Origin of the sequence: Pseudonocardia sp. P1, from assembly GCF_000178675.2 — a bacterium.
Classification (GTDB): domain Bacteria; phylum Actinomycetota; class Actinomycetes; order Mycobacteriales; family Pseudonocardiaceae; genus Pseudonocardia.
The window spans coordinates 1712781-1730003 of record NZ_ADUJ02000001.1 but is presented as its reverse complement, the minus strand read 5'-3'; the positions used below and the strand labels follow the sequence as shown (position 1 = coordinate 1730003).

Genomic DNA, 17223 nt, shown 5'->3' with positions numbered 1-17223 from the left:
TCGGGGGTCGGGTGTGGTCACCAGGTCACCGGCAGCCGGGCCGGGCCGCGCACGGCCGAGGTGGCGCGCCACTCGACGTCGTCGGCCAGGTCGAGCCCGGGCAGCCGGGTGGTGAGCGCGCGCAGGATCGTCTGCAGTTCCATGCGGGCCAGCGACGCGCCGAGGCAGTGGTGCGGGCCGTAGCCGAACGCGACGTGGGCGCCGGGGGAGCGGTCCAGGTGCAGTGCGTCCGGGTCGTCGAAGACCTCGGGATCGCGGTTCGCCGCGTTGGTGGAGACGAGCACGGCCTCCCCGGCGCGGACGGTGCCGCCGGTGAGCTCGACGTCGGCGGTGGCGATCCGCGGCAGCCCGGCCTGCCTGCCGAGCGGGATGAACCGCAGCATCTCCTCGACCGCGGCCGGGATCCCGTCGGGCTCGGCGACCAGCGCGTCCCAGCGGGAGCGCTCGTGCAGGAGCGTCCGGACCATGTTGCCGGTCATGTTCATCGTGGTCTCGTGGCCGGCGAGCAGGATCGCCGAGCCGAGCGAGACCATCTCGCCCTCCGAGAGCCGGTCGCCGTCGTCGTCGCGGGCCGAGACCAGGCCGCCGAGCACGTCGTCGCCGGGCCCGTCCGGCCGGTCCCGGCGCTCGGCGACGAGCGAGGCGATGTAGGTGTGCAGGTCGGTCATGGCCTGCCGCCGCTCCTCGACCGGGACGGCCGACGTCGACAGCGCCGCGTCGGCGGCGGCCCGGAAGGTGTCGCGCCCGTCGAGCGGCACGCCGAGCAGCTCGCAGATCACGATCACCGGGAACGGCATCGACACCGCCGACACCAGGTCGGCGGGGCTGCCGCCCGCGACGAGCCCGTCGACGAGGTCGTCGGCGATCCCGGCGACGTGCGGGCGCATCCGCTCGACGCGGCGGGCGGTGAAGGCAGCCGCGACCAGGCGCCGCAGCCTGCCGTGCTCCGGCGGGTCGATGTTGATGATCGACTCGGGCTGGCCGGGCCGCTCCGGGAGGGCCCGCGGCACGTCGGCGCCGACGACGGCGGCCCGGCTGAAGCGCGGGTCGGACATGACGGTGCGGACGTCGTCGTAGCGGGTGGCGAGCCGGCCCTCCTCGCCGTACGGCATCCGGATCCTGGCCAGCGGCTCCTCGCGGCGCAGCTCGGCGTAGCCGGGGTCGAACTCCAGCTCGTGGGCCTCGCCCAGCGGGTAGCTGCGGGCGTACGGACAGCCGTTCTCGGTGGTGGTCACGGTGCGCTCCTCGGGACGGATCGCGGTCGGGATGCCCGTCAATACTGGCAGATACTGCCAATAAAGCATGCTGAGACGAGCGTCTCGTCGACGCCCGGTCGGGTCGTCGTTAGTGTCAGTCAGTGACAACAAGGCACTGCGTGACAGGGGGTTGGGCGTCGTGACGCTGTCCGCTCCCGCACCCGTCCGCGGTCGTGCGCCGATGACCGACCGGCGCCGTGCGCGACTGCGGCTGGAGATCTCGCGGGCCGCCGTCGCGCTGTTCCGTGAGCACGGCGTCGCCGGGACCAGCGGGGAACGGATCGCCAAGGAGGTCGGCCTCTCCGCCCGCACGCTGTGGCGCTACTTCCGCTCGAAGGAGAGCTGCGTCGAGCCGGTGCTGGCGCGGGGCATCGACGCGATCGTCGAGGCCCTGCGCAGCTGGCCCGCCGACCGGACGCTCGACGAGCACCTGATCGCCGAGTACCACCCGCCGGCCGACGCCGAGGCTGCCGCCGACGCCGAGGCCGGGCTCACGGTGATCGCGCTGTCGGCGACCGAGCCGGGACTGCGCGCCGTCTGGCTGGCCGTCCACGAGCGGTCCGAGCCGGTGCTGGCGGAGGTCCTCGCCGGACGGCTGGGCCGCCCGGCCGACGATCTCGCGGTCCGGGTGCACGCCGCGGCGATGGCCGCCGCCCTCCGGATCAACGGCGAGGAGCTCGCCGCCGAGCTCGTCTGCGGCACCCGGCCGTCGGATCCGGTCGAGCGGCTCGCCGCCGCGCTGCGTGCCGCCGCCCACGGGGTCGACGCGGACCCCGCCCCACCCTCGTCCACCCACCACCGGGCAGGAGACCCCGAGTGACCACCACCCCGCCCCGTACCGACCCGGTACCGGCGCACCGGACCGGCCTGCTGATCAGTGTCCTGGTCGGCGCCGCGTTCGTGATGATCCTCAACGAGACGATCCTCAGCGTCGCGCTCCGCGACCTGAGCGTCGACCTCGCCGTGCCGACGACGACCGTGCAGTGGCTGACCAGCGGCTTCCTGCTGACGATGGCCGTCGTCATCCCCACCACCGGCTACCTGCTGGACCGCTTCACCCCGCGTCAGGTGTTCCTCGCGTCGCTGGGCACCTTCACCGCCGGCACCGCGGTGTCCGGGTTCGCGCCCGGGTTCGAGGTGCTGCTCGCCGGCCGGATCGTGCAGGCCGTCGGCACCGCGATGATGATCCCGCTGCTGATGACGACGATCCTGCGGCTGGTCCCGCAGGAGCGCCGCGGCGCGACGATGGGCACCATCACGATCGTCATCGCGGTCGCCCCGGCGATCGGCCCGACGATCGGCGGCGCCGTGCTCGCCGGCCTCGGCTGGCGCTGGATGTTCTGGCTGGTCCTGCCCCTGGCCGTGGCCGCGCTGGCGGTCGGTGCCCGCTTCCTGCGGCTCGACGGCGGCGGCCGCCCGGTCCCGCTGGACGTGCTGTCGGTGATCCTCTCCGCCGTCGGGTTCGGCGGCCTCGTCTACGGGCTGTCCGCGATCGGCAAGGGCAGCGGTGGTGGCATCCCGCCGTGGGTGCCGGTCGTCGCCGGCCTCGTCGCGCTCGCGCTCTTCGTCGCCCGCCAGCTGCGGCTGCAGCGGGAGAGCCGCGCGCTGCTCGACCTGCGCCCGTTCCAGAAGCGGCCGTTCGTCGTCGCGCTGGTGCTGACCGCGCTGGTGCTGCTGTCGCTGATCGGCGTCGCCGCGGTGCTGCTCCCGCTGTACCTGCAGACCGTCATGGGGGTGAGCACGGTGGTCTCCGGCCTCGCCGTGCTCCCGGGCGGGCTGCTGCTCGGCCTGCTCGGCCGTCCGGTGGGTGCGCTGTTCGACCGGGTCGGCGCGCGACCGCTGGTGATCCCCGGTGCCGTGCTGATGGCGGCCGGGCTGGGCCTGTTCTCCACCATGGGCCCGGCCACCCCGCTCTGGGTGGTGATCGCCTACCACCTGGTCCTGATGGGCGGGCTGTCGCTGATGATGACGCCGCTGATGACGGAGGCGCTGGGCTCGCTGCCGGACTCGCTGTACTCGCACGGCAGCGCGATCCTCTCCACGCTGCAGCAGGTCGCGGGCGCGATGGGCACCGCCCTGTTCGTGACCGTCGCCGCGACCGGCTCGGCGCCCGGCGGACCGTCGCCGGACGCGGCCGGCCTGCACGCGGCGTTCGCCGTCGCCGGTGGGGTCGGTGTGGTCGCGGTGCTGCTGTCGCTGCTGGTGCGGGGCCGCACCGGGGCCGTCCGGCCTGAGGTCACGATGCACTGAGCAGGGCGTGGCCCGGGAACCCGACGGGCTCCCGGGCCACGGCGCTCAGGCGGTGGCGAGCTTCGCCCGCTCGTCCCGCTCGGTGGTCGCGTTCAGGACCTGGACCTTGTCGCCGTTCTCGAGGTCGGTGAAGAACCGCTGCGCCTCGACGGCGTCGAGCTTGACGCACCCGGCCGACGCGCGGTCCCGGTCACCGCCGTGGAACGCCACCCCGCCGTCGGCGAAGAACACCGACCACGGCATCGGCGACGGCTGCCCCTCGGGCGTCGTGAACTCGCCGCTCGTGTGGTCCGCCTCCTTGCGGTACACGCGGAACGAGTGCCCGATCGGCGTCTCCTGACCGGCCCCGCCGGACGCGACCGGCACCGGCCCGTGGGTGACCGCCCCGTTCTCGATCAGCCAGGCCCGCTGCGTCTCGAGATCGACGCAGGCCCGTGCCGAGACCGAGCACGGCGTGCCCGGGACCTGCTTCTCGGCGTGCGTCTGCCGGGCGGCCTCGCTGTTCTCGGCCTCGGCGTCGGCGGTCGCGACACCGGCGGTCGCGATCCCGGCGACGACGACCAGTGCCGCCACCGCCGCGGTCGCGGCCCGGTTCCGGCGGATCGTCCTGCTCGGCACGTGCACGGCTCCTCGTGACTCGGTCGGTACCCCGACCGGTACAACGCCGACGGGTGGCTTCCGTGACGGTCGACGCACGACCTCGCCCGGGGTTGAGCCACGATCGGGTGGTCGCGGGGGAGCGGTCGGCGGGGCCGGCCCGCCGTGACTCCACTGCGTCCTCCCGCGCCGTCACTCCACGGTGACCGACTTCGCCAGGTTGCGCGGCTTGTCGACGTCCCGCCCGAGCGCGACGGCGACGTGCCGGGCCAGCATCTGCAGCGGCACGGTCAGCAGCAGCGGGGCCAGCTCGGGCTCGGTGCGCGGCACCCGCAGCACGGCGTCGGCGAGCCCGTCGGGCAGGTCGGTGTCGGTCACCGCGATCACCGGGCCGCCGCGGGCCCGGATCTGCTCGATCGTCCCGATGTTCTTCGCGAACAGGTCGTCGCCGGGGACCAGCACCACGCTGGGCATCTCCGGCGTGATCAGTGCCAGCGGGCCGTGCTTGAGCTCGGAGGCGGGGTAGGCCTCGGCGTGGACGTAGGAGATCTCCTTGAGCTTCTGGGCGCCCTCCCGCGCGACCGGGCTGCAGCGGGTGCGGCCGACGAAGAACATCGACGACGCGTCGGCGTACCGCTTCGCGACCTCGGCGATCTCCCCGTCCTGTTCGAGGACGGTGTCGATGTGGCCGGGCAGCGCGGCCAGCGCCTCGACGACCCGCCTCCCGTCGGCGACCGACAGGTCCCGGACCCGGCCCAGCAGCACGGCCAGCATCGCGAACGACACGGCCATGTTCGTGACGGCCTTCGTCGAGGCGACGGAGACCTCCGGCCCCGAGTGCAGGAACACCCCCGCGCCGCACTCGCGGGAGATCGCCGAGCCGATCACGTTCACCGCGCCGATCACGCGTCCGCCCTTGCGGCGCAGCTCCTGCACGCAGCCCAGCGTGTCGGCGGTCTCGCCGGACTGGCTGACCGCGACGTAGAGACAGTCGGGGTCGACGACCGGGTTCCGGTGCCGGAACTCCCCGGCGGGCTCGGCCGACGCCGGGATGCGCGCCAGCTCCTCGACCAGACCGGCGCCGATCTCCCCGGCGTAGTAGGCGGAGCCGCAGCCGAGGAACAGGACCCGGCGCACCCCGCGCAGGTCCCGCGGGTCGAGCTCCAGCCCGCCGAGCCGGGTCGTGGAGAACCGGGTGTCGAGACGGCCGGCCAGTGCACGGCGCACGGCGTCCGGCTGCTCGGCGATCTCCTTGGCCAGGAAGTCCGGGTGCCCGCCGAGCGCGTAGTCCTCGGACTCGGTGTCCACCGTGGTCGGCGGGATCCGGGTGGCGCCCTCGATCCCGTCGGCCCGCACGGTGACGAGCTCGCCGTCGTCGAGGAAGACGACCTGGCGGGTGTGCCGGACGACGGCGGCGAGGTCGGAGGCGACGACCATCTCGCCGTCGCCGATCCCCAGGACGATCGGGCTGCCGTTGCGGGCGACGACGATCTCCTCGGGGCGGTGCGCGTCGACGACGGCGAGCCCGTAGGTGCCCTCGACCGGCGCGAGCGCGGTCCGGACGGCGTCGGCGAGGGTCGGGGCGCCGGCGTCGAACGCCTCGGCGATCAGGTGCGGGAGCACCTCGGTGTCGGTGTCGGACACCGGCCGGACCCCGCGCGCGACGAGCCCGGCACGCAGCCCGTCGGCGTTCTCGATGATCCCGTTGTGGACGACGGCGATGCGCCCGGACGCGTCGGTGTGCGGGTGCGCGTTGCCCTCGCTCGGCTCTCCGTGGGTCGCCCACCGCGTGTGCGCGATCCCGGTCCGGCCGCGCGGCGGTTCGTCGCCCAGCACGTCCCGCAGGTCGTCGACCCGCCCCGCGGTGCGGCGCACGGTGACGCGCCTGCGGTGCACCACGGCGAGCCCCGCCGAGTCGTACCCCCGGTACTCCAGCCGGGCCAGCCCGTCCAGCAGCACCGCCGCGGCCTCCCGCGGCCCGACGTACCCCACGATCCCGCACATGCAGGTCTCCCTTCCTGGTCAGCCGTAGACGATCCGGCGCAGCCGGCGCTGCGAGATCTCGCCGGGCGCGACGACGCGGGCGGCGAGCTCGGCGGCGATGTGCGGCCAGATCTCGTCGTTGCGCCGGTCCCGGGACTGCAGCTCGCGGTGCCGCCGCCGGACGAACTCCTCGGTCGTCTCCCCGAAGTGGGCGACGACGTCGGCGACCACACGGGCCGCGACGGGTTCCCCGAGTCCGGTGGTGGCGGCCACGTGGCGCACGAGATCCGGATCCACGGCGGTGATCCTCCCCGCCACGGGCCCGGAGTGCCACGATCCTGCCCGGAATCGGGCAGGGACTGGGCCGATCAGTCGTCGCGGGAGATCCGGAAGGTGAAGGTGAGCTGCCGCCATCCGCCGTCCGGGACGGTCCCGTCGGGCATCGCACCGGTCCGCGGTACGAAGTCGACGATCAGGTCCTCCTTCACCCCGAAGACGGCGTCGGAGTCCAGGTGCGCCCCGCCGGCGACGAACAGCTGGGTGATCAGCTCCCGGTACCCGTCGGCCGTGATGAGGAAGTGCAGGTGCGGCGCCCGGAAGGGGTGCCGCCCGGTCGCGTCGAGCATGGAGCCGACCGGCCCGTCGGCCGGGATCGGGTACGCGGCGGGCAGGATCGAGCGGAACCGCAGCCGTCCGTCGTCGCCGGTGCGGAACCGGCCGCGCAGCACCGGTCCGTCCTCCTCGGGCAGCTGCAGGTCGTAGAAGCCGTCCTCGTCGGACTGCCAGACGTCGACCACGGCCCCCGGGACCGGCCGGTCGTCGGTCCCGGTCACGGCGACGTCGACCCACAGCGGGGTGCCCTTCTTCCCCGCCGAGACGTCGGCGCCCTGGGCGAGCTCCGGTGGTCCCTCGGTGTAGAACGGCCCGAGCACCGCGGACGACGTCGTGTCCGGCGTCCGCGAGTGGGTCAGCACGTCGACCACGCTGGACAGCCCGAGGGTGTCCGAGAGCAGCACGAACTCCTGCCGCCGCTCGTCGGTGGCGTGCCCGGTGGCGGTGAGGAAGTCGATCGCGGCCTGCCACTCGGCCTGGGTGAGCTCGTGGGTGCGGGCGTAGCCGTGCAGCGCGCGGACGAGTCCGGTGAGGAGCTCGCGCAGCCGCGGGTCGCCGGCCCGGAACGAGTCGACGACCTGGGCGGTCAGCCGGTCGAGCGGGCCGGCGACCGGGTCGGCGGGCTCCTGCGGGACCGGCCGGGCACCGGCCCACGCCCGTCCGAGCAGGTCCCGGATCCCGTCCCGGGTGAGCGGCACCGGGTTCGGGTAGGGCCGCTGCACCGCGAGGTCGGCGACGCGGTCCAGGCCGGCCTCGGTGACGCCGAGGTCCCGCAGCGCTGTCGGCCCGCCCGCGGAGACCACGAGGTCGTGCACCGCACCGGCCGGGTCCGCGGTGCCGAGCACCTCGCCGAGCCGGGGGAGCGCGGCCGCGTTGAGGGCGATCACGTGCGGCAGCAGGACGGTGTGGGTGGGCGCGTGCGGCAGGTCCAGCGTCCCGCCGAGGGTGTGCGCGAGCTTGTGCTGCACCCCCATCCCGACCCGGCCCAGGCAGGTCCCGGCCAGCCACGCACCGCGCAGCAACTGCTCGGGATCCCCGGACCGCAGGCCGGTGACGAGCACGCGCACCGCCTCGACCGCGACGGCGTCGGTGAGCGGGGTCGCGCCCGCCCCGTAGAGCGCCTCCACGGCGTGCGCGAGGGCGTTCACCGCGCTCGGCACCGCGACCGCGGCGGGCAGGTCGCGGACCAGGTCGGTGTCGTAGACGACGGTCTCCGGACGGATCGCCTCGTCGGTCCGGGTGGTCTTGACGCCGCCCTCGGTCTCGCCGAGCACCGCGGTGCACTCCGAGCCCGAGTAGGTCGACGGCAGCACCACCTGGTCGGCCCCGGTCCGCACGGCGATCGCCTTGGACAGCCCGATCGCCGACCCGCCGCCGACGGCCACGACGCAGTCGGCCCCGGCCTCCCGGAACGCGGCGAGGGCCTCCGCGGTGACCTCCGCCGGCGTGTGGACGACGGCCCGCGGCGACCGGCCGGCCAGCAGCGGCCCGAGCACGTCGGCGACCCGCTCACCGGCACCGGACGGGCTGCGCCCGGCGACGAGGAACACGCGGGACCGGCCGAGCCGCTCCACCTCGTCGCGGACGGTCCCGAGGGTGCCCGTCCCGAACAGCACGCGGGTGGGGGCCGGTTCGTGGACGAGGGACATGCGGGATACCTCCGGGGCGTCGGCGATCCGGTCGTGCGCCCGTCAGTATGGTTGAGAGGTCAACGATCGTCCAGGCGGCGCTCGGTGCCGCGGGGCCCGAGCAGGCGGGCCGCGTCGGCGGCGGCGCTCTCGCTGATCTCGCCGGAGATCCGTTCGATGAAGGCGTCCATCGTGGACTGCATCCGGGCCCGGAACGAGCTGAGCAGCGCCGTCGTCGCGACCGGTTGCAGGCCCTCGACCACGGTCTGGATCCGTGGCACGCCCTCCGCGGGCAGCCCGTCGCGGACGTAACCGGCCCAGACCTGCTCGGCGAACAGCTCGACGAACAGCTCCGCGATGCGCCCGGTGTGCTCGTCGAGGTGTTCGCGCAGGGTCAGGACGGCCTCGAGCGGGATGCCCAGACGGACCGCGTCCCCGCCGGCCCGCACCAGGTCCGGCCGCAGGATCCGGATCCTGCCGGGACCGGCCGGCTCGACCAGCCCGGCCTCGCGCAGCCGTGCCGTCGTGACCCCCGGCCCCGCCGTCCCGGGCCCGGCGTCCCCGGGGTCGCCCCGGAGGGCTTCCAGGGCCTCCGGTGGCAGGCCCATCCAGCCGGCGAGGGCGTCCTCGTCGATCTCGACGGGCTCCTCGGGACGCCACGGGGCGAGCATGCCGCGGTAGAGCCGCAACGCGTCCTCGGCCGCGCGGTCCGGGTCCTGGCGCACCAGCACCTCGATGGCACCCAGGGTGAACCCGCGACGGCGCAGGCCGTTGACGAGATCGAGCCGGTCGAGGTGCTCGTCGGTGTAGCGGGCGGCACGTCCGGCCATCCGTGCGGGCGGGAGCAGCCCGCGTGAGACGTAGGTGCGGACGTTGCGCACGCTCATCCCGGCCCGGTGGGCCAGCTCCTCGATCGGATAGTCCGCCACCGCCGCGATGCTAGTGACGACGATCGTGACACCGCCTGCCGGTGATCCTATGTAACGTTCTCGGTCGATACGTCAGGGCGGTATCGGTGCAGCTCACACGGTCGTGACGGTTCCAAGTTGCCGGATCGCCCGCGATCCGGTCCGATGGTCGGCAGCCACGACGGGGAGGTCGGCCATGAGCGACACCGGTACCGCGCTGCCCCGCGGACTCCGGCGGGCACGCCGGGCCGCGGCCCGCTTCACCACGCCCCTGCTGCCCGACGACTACCTCCTCCTGCTCAACCCGCTCTGGTCGGCGCGGGAGCTGCGCGGCCGGGTCGTGAAGATCGTCCGGGAGACGTCCGACGCCGCCACGCTGGTGATCCGGCCGGGGCTCGGCTGGTCGTTCGGCCACCGGGCGGGCCAGTACGTCGGCATCGGCGTCCAGGTCGAGGGCCGGTTCCACTGGCGGTCGTACTCGCTCACCTCCGAGCCGCGGCGCGACCGCAGGCACATCTCGGTCACGGTGAAGGCGATGCCCGAGGGCTTCTTGTCGAAACACCTGGTCGACGGCGTCGGGCCGGGCACGATCGTGCGTCTCGCGCTGCCGCGGGGCGAGTTCGTCCTGCCCGACCCGCCGCCGTCGCGGCTGCTGTTCCTGACCGCGGGAAGCGGGATCACGCCGATCATGGCGATGCTGCGCACCCTGGACCGGCGCGGCACCGTGCCCGACACCGTCGTCGTGCACTCGGCACCCCGCAGCGGGGACGTCATCTTCGCCGCCGAGCTCGAGCGGCTGGCGCAGCGGCACCCGTCGCTGCGGCTGCACCGGCACCTCACCGGCGAGCGCGGCAGGCTCACGCCCGACGACCTCGCGCGCTACTGCCCGGACTGGTCCGAGCGCAGCACCTGGGCGTGCGGACCGTCGGCGATGCTCGACGAGGCGGAGGAGCTCTGGTCGTCGGCCGGGTGCGACGACCGGCTGCACGTCGAGCGGTTCTCCGCGGCGCTGCGCGGGGGAGAGGCCGAGGGCGGCACGGTGACGTTCGCGCGCCGGGGCTCGGCCGTCGCGGGGACGTCCACCCCGGACGACGGCGACGTCGCCGCCACCGTGGAGATCGACGGCGCGACGACCCTGCTGGAGGCCGGCGAGTCGGCGGACCTGGATCTGCCCTACGGCTGCCGGATGGGCATCTGTCACACCTGCGTCGTCGGCCTGCGGTCGGGGACCGTCCGCGACCTGCGTGACGGCAGCGAGCACCGCGCCGACCCCGACACCCCCGCGGAGAAGGTGCAGACCTGCGTCACGGCCGCCGCCGGCGACTGCGTCCTCGAGATCTGAGACCCGCACGACCGACCCGACCCCGGAGGGAGCCCACCGTGGCCATCTCGGACGTCAAGGAGTTCGCCCACCTGACCGACGCCGACGTCGAGGCGATCGGACGCGAGTTCGACGCGATCCGCGCCGACGTCGAGGAACGGCGCGGCCAGTCCGACGCGGACTACATCCGCAGTCTGATCACCTGGCAGCGCCGGCTCACCGTCGCCGCCCGGGCCACCCTGTTCGGCAGCCGGGTCCCCGCCCTGTGGGCCGCCGGCACCGCCATGCTCTCGGTCGCCAAGATCCTCGAGAACATGGAGATCGGGCACAACGTCATGCACGGCCAGTGGGACTGGATGAACGATCCGGAGATCCACTCGTCGACGTGGGAGTGGGACAACGTGTGCCCGGCCGAGCAGTGGCGGCACTCCCACAACTACCTGCACCACACGTATACGAACGTGATCGGCAAGGACAAGGACGTCGGCTACGAGATCCTCCGGGTCCGCGCCGACCAGCCCTGGCACCCGGTCTACCTCGGCCAGCCCGTGTGGAACGTGCTGCTGATGCTGCTCTTCGAGCACGGCGTCTCGCTGCACGACCTCGACGTCGAGGGCCTGCTGAAGCTCAGCGTGGACGATCCCGCGGAGTTCCGGCGCAAGCTGCGCGACGTGGGCCGCAAGCACGCCCGGCAGATGCGCAAGGACTACGTGCTGTTCCCGCTGCTGACAGGCCGTGCGTTCGTCCCGACACTCGCCGCGAACGCCACGGCCAACGTGGTCCGCAACGTCTGGTCCTACGCGATCATCTTCTGCGGGCACTTCCCGGACGGTGCCGAGGTGTTCACCGAGGAGGAGCTCGACGACGAGACGCGTGGCGAGTGGTACCTGCGCCAGCTGCTCGGGTCGGCGAACTTCGGCGGCAACCGCCTGATGCACGTGATGTCGGGCAGCCTCGGCTACCAGATCGAGCACCACCTCTTCCCGAACCTGCCGTCGAACCGGTACCCGGAGATCGCCGTGACGGTGCGGGAGGTCTGCGACAAGTACGACCTGCCCTACACGACGGGTCCGTTCCCCCGGCAGTTCTGGCAGGCGACCCGGTCGATCTGGCGGCTCTCCCTGCCGGCGCGGGGGATCCGGGAGCGGGAGCACCGCCGGGAACGACGGGGTCTGCGCCGCAGGCCCGCGCGCACCGAGGCGGCCTGACCACCGCCCGCACCCGGGAAATCGCGGCCCGACCTGCGGGAACGTCGGTAACCGACCCCCCCCTGTTCAGGCACCTCGGACGGTCCTGTAACTTTCTCTCTGTCAGCGAGTGAGCCGGACAGAACGGGCCCTGGAGGCCCGGTCAACAGGCCCGCTGGCCACTACGACCCCCCAGTCGGCCTTCGAGTTTGTTGTGGGTTTACGGTGGTGGGGTCAAGGCGATCCGCCTTCTGGATCCGGTCGGGAGATCGGTGATGGTGGTGCGGGTGTCTTTTGAGAACTCAACAGTGTGTCGAGCTATTTTTTGGTTTGGCGTTTTTGTGCCAGATTGTTTGTTTGGCTGCCGGTGCGACCCCGTCGTGCTGGTGGGCCAGTTGTTTGTAAGTCAGGGTTTTTGTTGGAGAGTTTGATCCTGGCTCAGGACGAACGCTGGCGGCGTGCTTAACACATGCAAGTCGAGCGGTAAGGCCCTTTCGGGGGTACACGAGCGGCGAACGGGTGAGTAACACGTGGGTGACCTGCCCTCCACTCTGGGATAAGCCCGGGAAACTGGGTCTAATACCGGATAGGACCTCTCAACGCATGTTGGGTGGTGGAAAGTTTTTTCGGTGGGGGATGGGCCCGCGGCCTATCAGCTTGTTGGTGGGGTGATGGCCTACCAAGGCGGTGACGGGTAGCCGGCCTGAGAGGGCGACCGGCCACACTGGGACTGAGACACGGCCCAGACTCCTACGGGAGGCAGCAGTGGGGAATATTGCGCAATGGGCGGAAGCCTGACGCAGCGACGCCGCGTGGGGGATGACGGCCTTCGGGTTGTAAACCTCTTTCGCCAGGGACGAAGCTTTTGTGACGGTACCTGGAGAAGAAGCACCGGCCAACTACGTGCCAGCAGCCGCGGTAACACGTAGGGTGCGAGCGTTGTCCGGAATTATTGGGCGTAAAGAGCTCGTAGGCGGTGTGTCGCGTCGGCCGTGAAAACTTGGGGCTTAACTCTGAGCGTGCGGTCGATACGGGCATCACTTGAGTTCGGCAGGGGAGACTGGAATTCCTGGTGTAGCGGTGAAATGCGCAGATATCAGGAGGAACACCGGTGGCGAAGGCGGGTCTCTGGGCCGATACTGACGCTGAGGAGCGAAAGCGTGGGGAGCGAACAGGATTAGATACCCTGGTAGTCCACGCCGTAAACGTTGGGCGCTAGGTGTGGGGACCATTCCACGGTTTCTGCGCCGCAGCTAACGCATTAAGCGCCCCGCCTGGGGAGTACGGCCGCAAGGCTAAAACTCAAAGGAATTGACGGGGGCCCGCACAAGCGGCGGAGCATGTGGATTAATTCGATGCAACGCGAAGAACCTTACCTGGGTTTGACATGCACAGGATCGCGGCAGAGATGTCGTTTCCCTTGTGGCCTGTGTGCAGGTGGTGCATGGCTGTCGTCAGCTCGTGTCGTGAGATGTTGGGTTAAGTCCCGCAACGAGCGCAACCCTTATTCCATGTTGCCAGCACGTAGTGGTGGGGACTCATGGGAGACTGCCGGGGTCAACTCGGAGGAAGGTGGGGATGACGTCAAGTCATCATGCCCCTTATGTCCAGGGCTTCACACATGCTACAATGGCTCATACAGAGGGCTGCGAGACCGTGAGGTGGAGCGAATCCCTTAAAGTGAGTCTCAGTTCGGATCGGGGTCTGCAACTCGACCCCGTGAAGTTGGAGTCGCTAGTAATCGCAGATCAGCAACGCTGCGGTGAATACGTTCCCGGGCCTTGTACACACCGCCCGTCACGTCACGAAAGTTGGTAACACCCGAAGCCGGCGGCCCAACCCTTGTGGAGGGAGTCGTCGAAGGTGGGACTGGCGATTGGGACGAAGTCGTAACAAGGTAGCCGTACCGGAAGGTGCGGCTGGATCACCTCCTTTCTAAGGAGTCTCACCATGTGGTGGGGCACCGGCTCGTTTCTTTCGTTTCTTCTGAAATGTTGGGGATGTGTTGGTTCCTTAACTGAGATCGCACTGTCGGCCCCGAGTGTGGGTCGGGTGTGACTGGGTGGAACGCAATGAACGTCAGGCTGTGGTTCGGCACACTGTTGGGTCCTGAGGGGACACCGGTTTGGTGGGTGTTGTCTTTGGCCGCGTGGGTTCTGGGTTGTCCTAACGCCTTCTGGTTGGGGGTGGTGGTTGCCTGGGGTCTTGTGTGGTTGTGGGTTGAGTGTTGCATAGTGGATGCGAGCATCTTGTTGTGGTCAAGTTGTTAAGAGCACATGGTGGATGCCTGGGCATCAGGAGCCGATGAAGGACGTGGGAGGCCGCGATAGTCCTCGGGGAGTTGTCAACCGAACTGTGATCCGAGGGTGTCCGAATGGGGAAACCCAGCACCCGTCATGGGGTGTTACCCGTACCTGAATTCATAGGGTGCGTGGAGGGAACGTGGGGAAGTGAAACATCTCAGTACCCACAGGAAGAGAAAACAACAGTGATTCCGTGAGTAGTGGCGAGCGAAAGCGGAAGAGGCTAAACCGTGTCCGTGTCAAGCCGGCAGGTGTTGCGGATGCGGGGTTGTGAGACGTGCTGTTCATCTTCTGCCGAGGATGGGACGGTCCAGTGTTTGTGTTAGCGGAACGACTCTGGGATGGTCGGCCGTAGTGGGTGAGAGCCCCGTACGCGAAAGCATGAGTCTGGTCGTGGGCATTGTTCTCGAGTAGCAGCGAGCTCGTGGAATTTGCTGTGAATCTGGCGGGACCACCCGTCAAGCCTAAATACTACCTGGTGACCGATAGCGGACTAGTACCGTGAGGGAAAGGTGAAAAGTACCCCGGGAGGGGAGTGAAATAGTACCTGAAACCGTGTGCTTACAAGCCGTCAGAGCCTGGAGCAGTCTTGTGCTGCAGGGTGATGGCGTGCCTTTTGAAGAATGAGCCTGCGAGTTATGCTTCGTGGCGAGGTTAACCCGTTGTGGGGTAGCCGTAGCGAAAGCGAGTCCGAATAGGGCGGTGGAGTCGCGGGGTGTAGACCCGAAGCGGAGTGATCTACCCATGGCCAGGGTGAAGCGTCGGTAAGACGTCGTGGAGGCCCGAACCCACCAGGGTTGAAAACCTGGGGGATGAGCTGTGGGTAGGGGTGAAAGGCCAATCAAACTTCGTGATAGCTGGTTCTCCCCGAAATGCATTTAGGTGCAGCGTCGTGTGTTTCTCATCGGAGGTAGAGCACTGGATGGCCTAGGGGGCCGACAAGCTTACCGAAGTCAGCCAAACTCCGAATGCCGGTGAGTGAGAGCGCGGCAGTGAGACTGCGGGGGATAAGCTTCGTGGTCGAGAGGGAAACAGCCCAGATCACCGGCTAAGGCCCCTAAGCGTGCGCTAAGTGGGAAAGGATGTGGGATCGCCCGGACAACCAGGAGGTTGGCTTAGAAGCAGCCACCCTTGAAAGAGTGCGTAATAGCTCACTGGTCAAGTGGTCCTGCGCCGACAATGTAGCGGGGCTCAAGCGCACCGCCGAAGCCGTGGCAATGACACTGTTGTGTTGTTGGGTAGGGGAGCGTCCTGCATCTGGTGAAGCCCGGGAGTGATTTACGGGTGGAGGGTGTGGGAGTGAGAATGCAGGCATGAGTAGCGAATGCAGAGTGAGAATCTCTGCCGCCGGATGACCAAGGGTTCCTGGGCCAGGTTGTTCCGCCCAGGGTGAGCCGGGACCTAAGGCGAGGCCGTCAGGCGTAGTCGATGGACAACGGGTTGATATTCCCGTGCTCGTGATAGTGCGTCCATGCCGGGGCCGGTGATGCTAACCATCCGAACCCACCTTCGCTCCTTCGGGAGTGTTGTTTGTGGGGGAGCGTGGGATCCGATCCGGTAGTAGGCAAGTGATGGGGTGACGCAGGAGGGTAGCTCCGCCACGCGGTGGTTGTCGTGGTGTAAGCCTGTAGCCCGAGTCCTAGGTAAATCCGGGGCTCATCAAGGGTGAGAGGTGATGCGTAGCCGATTGAGGCGAAGAGGGTGATCCCATGCTGTCGAGAAAAGCCTCTAGCGAGTGCTGTTGCGGCCCGTACCCCAAACCGACACAGGTGGTCAGGTAGAGAATACCGAGGCGATCGAGCGAACTGTGGTTAAGGAATTCGGCAAAATACCTCCGTAACTTCGGGAGAAGGAGGGCCATCTGCCTTGAAGCCCCTTCGCGGGCTAGGGGTGGGTGGTCGCAGAGACCAGGCCCAAGCGACTGTTTACTAAAAACACAGGTCCGTGCGAAGTCGCAAGACGATGTATACGGACTGACGCCTGCCCGGTGCTGGAACGTTAAGAGGACCTGTTAGCTCCTTTGGGGGCGAAGCGGAGAATTTAAGCGCCAGTAAACGGCGGTGGTAACTATAACCATCCTAAGGTAGCGAAATTCCTTGTCGGGTAAGTTCCGACCTGCACGAATGGCGTAACGACTTGGGCGCTGTCTCGACCACAGACTCGGCGAAATTGCATTACGAGTAAAGATGCTCGTTACGCGCGGCAGGACGGAAAGACCCCGGGACCTTTACTATAGCTTGGTATTGATGCTCGGTTCGGCTTGTGTAGGATAGGTGGGAGACTGTGAAGTCGTCACGCTAGTGGCGGTGGAGTCGTTGTTGAAATACCACTCTGGTCGAATTGGGTGTCTGAACCTCGGGCCATGATCTGGTTCAGGGACAGTGCCTGGTGGGTAGTTTAACTGGGGCGGTTGCCTCCTAAAGAGTAACGGAGGCGCCCAAAGGTTCCCTCAGCCTGGTTGGCAATCAGGTGTTGAGTGTAAGTGCACAAGGGAGCTTGACTGTGAGACTGACGGGTCGAGCAGGGACGAAAGTCGGGACTAGTGATCCGGCACCTCCTGGTGGAAGGGGTGTCGCTCAACGGATAAAAGGTACCCCGGGGATAACAGGCTGATCTTGCCCAAGAGTCCATATCGACGGCATGGTTTGGCACCTCGATGTCGGCTCGTCGCATCCTGGGGCTGGAGTAGGTCCCAAGGGTTGGGCTGTTCGCCCATTAAAGCGGTACGCGAGCTGGGTTTAGAACGTCGTGAGACAGTTCGGTCCCTATCCGCCGCGCGCGTTGGAGACTTGAGGAAGGCTGTCCCTAGTACGAGAGGACCGGGACGGACGAACCTCTGGTGTGCCAGTTGTCCCGCCAGGGGCACGGCTGGTTGGCTATGTTCGGGAGGGATAACCGCTGAAGGCATCTAAGCGGGAAGCCTGTTCCAAGATGAGGTCTCCCACCACCTTGAGTGGGTAAGGCTCCCAGTAGATGACTGGGTTGATAGGCCGGAGATGGAAGCCTTGTGAGGGGTGGAGTTGACCGGTACTAATAGGCCGAGGGCTTGCCACAACATGTTGTTCGCATCCACTGTGTGACCCTGAGTCCACAACCATTGGTTGTGTGGTCTCTGTTTCCTGGGTCTTCTTGTGTCTCACCGTGGTGTGGGGTGTGAGGGGGTGTGGGGTGTAATTGG

Annotated in this window: 10 protein-coding genes and 2 rRNA genes; 6 read left to right on the top strand and 6 right to left on the bottom strand. The window is 69.0% G+C overall.

Annotation, left to right across the window (positions count from 1 at the left end):
* Positions 1 to 17: 17 nt before the first annotated feature.
* Positions 18 to 1235, bottom strand: coding sequence for a cytochrome P450 (locus tag PP1_RS07545; RefSeq protein ID WP_029239236.1), 1218 nt, complete (start codon positions 1233 to 1235; stop codon positions 18 to 20).
* A 160-nt stretch (positions 1236 to 1395) separates the two neighbouring features.
* On the opposite strand from PP1_RS07545, the gene PP1_RS07540 reads away from it, so the two are divergent.
* Together PP1_RS07540 and PP1_RS07535 are read left to right on the top strand one after the other, a co-directional pair.
* Positions 1396 to 2076, top strand: a complete 681-nt coding sequence (locus tag PP1_RS07540; protein ID WP_249265955.1) for a TetR/AcrR family transcriptional regulator — start codon at positions 1396 to 1398, stop codon at positions 2074 to 2076.
* Positions 2073 to 3506 (top strand): DHA2 family efflux MFS transporter permease subunit, encoded by a 1434-nt coding sequence (locus PP1_RS07535; RefSeq protein ID WP_010225308.1) that lies wholly within the window; start codon positions 2073 to 2075, stop codon positions 3504 to 3506. The genes PP1_RS07540 and PP1_RS07535 overlap by 4 nt, the downstream gene beginning before the upstream one ends.
* A gap of 45 nt (positions 3507 to 3551) precedes the next feature.
* On the opposite strand, the gene PP1_RS07530 is transcribed toward PP1_RS07535, so the two are convergent.
* The 5 genes from PP1_RS07530 to PP1_RS07510 form a co-directional block, all read right to left on the bottom strand.
* Positions 3552 to 4124: a L,D-transpeptidase gene (locus tag PP1_RS07530; RefSeq protein WP_139323822.1), complete on the bottom strand. Its 573-nt coding sequence runs from the start codon at positions 4122 to 4124 to the stop codon at positions 3552 to 3554.
* A gap of 171 nt (positions 4125 to 4295) precedes the next feature.
* Positions 4296 to 6107 (bottom strand): glutamine--fructose-6-phosphate transaminase (isomerizing), encoded by a 1812-nt coding sequence (gene glmS / locus PP1_RS07525; RefSeq protein ID WP_010225305.1) that lies wholly within the window; start codon positions 6105 to 6107, stop codon positions 4296 to 4298.
* Positions 6108 to 6125: 18 nt separating this feature from the next.
* Positions 6126 to 6383: a hypothetical protein gene (locus PP1_RS07520; protein WP_075300804.1), complete on the bottom strand. Its 258-nt coding sequence runs from the start codon at positions 6381 to 6383 to the stop codon at positions 6126 to 6128.
* Between the two features lie 71 nt (positions 6384 to 6454).
* Complete coding sequence (locus PP1_RS07515) at positions 6455 to 8347, bottom strand: maleylacetate reductase and hydroxyquinol 1,2-dioxygenase domain-containing protein (protein ID WP_010225301.1); 1893 nt, start codon at positions 8345 to 8347, stop codon at positions 6455 to 6457.
* A 59-nt stretch (positions 8348 to 8406) separates the two neighbouring features.
* Positions 8407 to 9255, bottom strand: a complete 849-nt coding sequence (locus tag PP1_RS07510) for a MerR family transcriptional regulator (protein ID WP_010225299.1) — start codon at positions 9253 to 9255, stop codon at positions 8407 to 8409.
* Between the two features lie 175 nt (positions 9256 to 9430).
* On the opposite strand from PP1_RS07510, the gene PP1_RS07505 reads away from it, so the two are divergent.
* From PP1_RS07505 to PP1_RS07490, 4 genes are all read left to right on the top strand, one after another.
* The gene (locus tag PP1_RS07505) at positions 9431 to 10576 is read left to right on the top strand and encodes a ferredoxin reductase (RefSeq protein WP_010225296.1); all 1146 of its coding nucleotides are present in this window, start codon (positions 9431 to 9433) and stop codon (positions 10574 to 10576) included.
* Between the two features lie 38 nt (positions 10577 to 10614).
* Positions 10615 to 11763: a fatty acid desaturase family protein gene (locus PP1_RS07500; protein WP_010225294.1), complete on the top strand. Its 1149-nt coding sequence runs from the start codon at positions 10615 to 10617 to the stop codon at positions 11761 to 11763.
* 394 nt (positions 11764 to 12157) lie between these two features.
* Positions 12158 to 13677: ribosomal RNA gene (locus tag PP1_RS07495) — 16S ribosomal RNA — on the top strand.
* 321 nt (positions 13678 to 13998) lie between these two features.
* Positions 13999 to 17099 (top strand): 23S ribosomal RNA (locus tag PP1_RS07490).
* Together the 16S and 23S rRNA genes form the textbook arrangement of a ribosomal RNA operon.
* Positions 17100 to 17223: the final 124 nt, after the last annotated feature.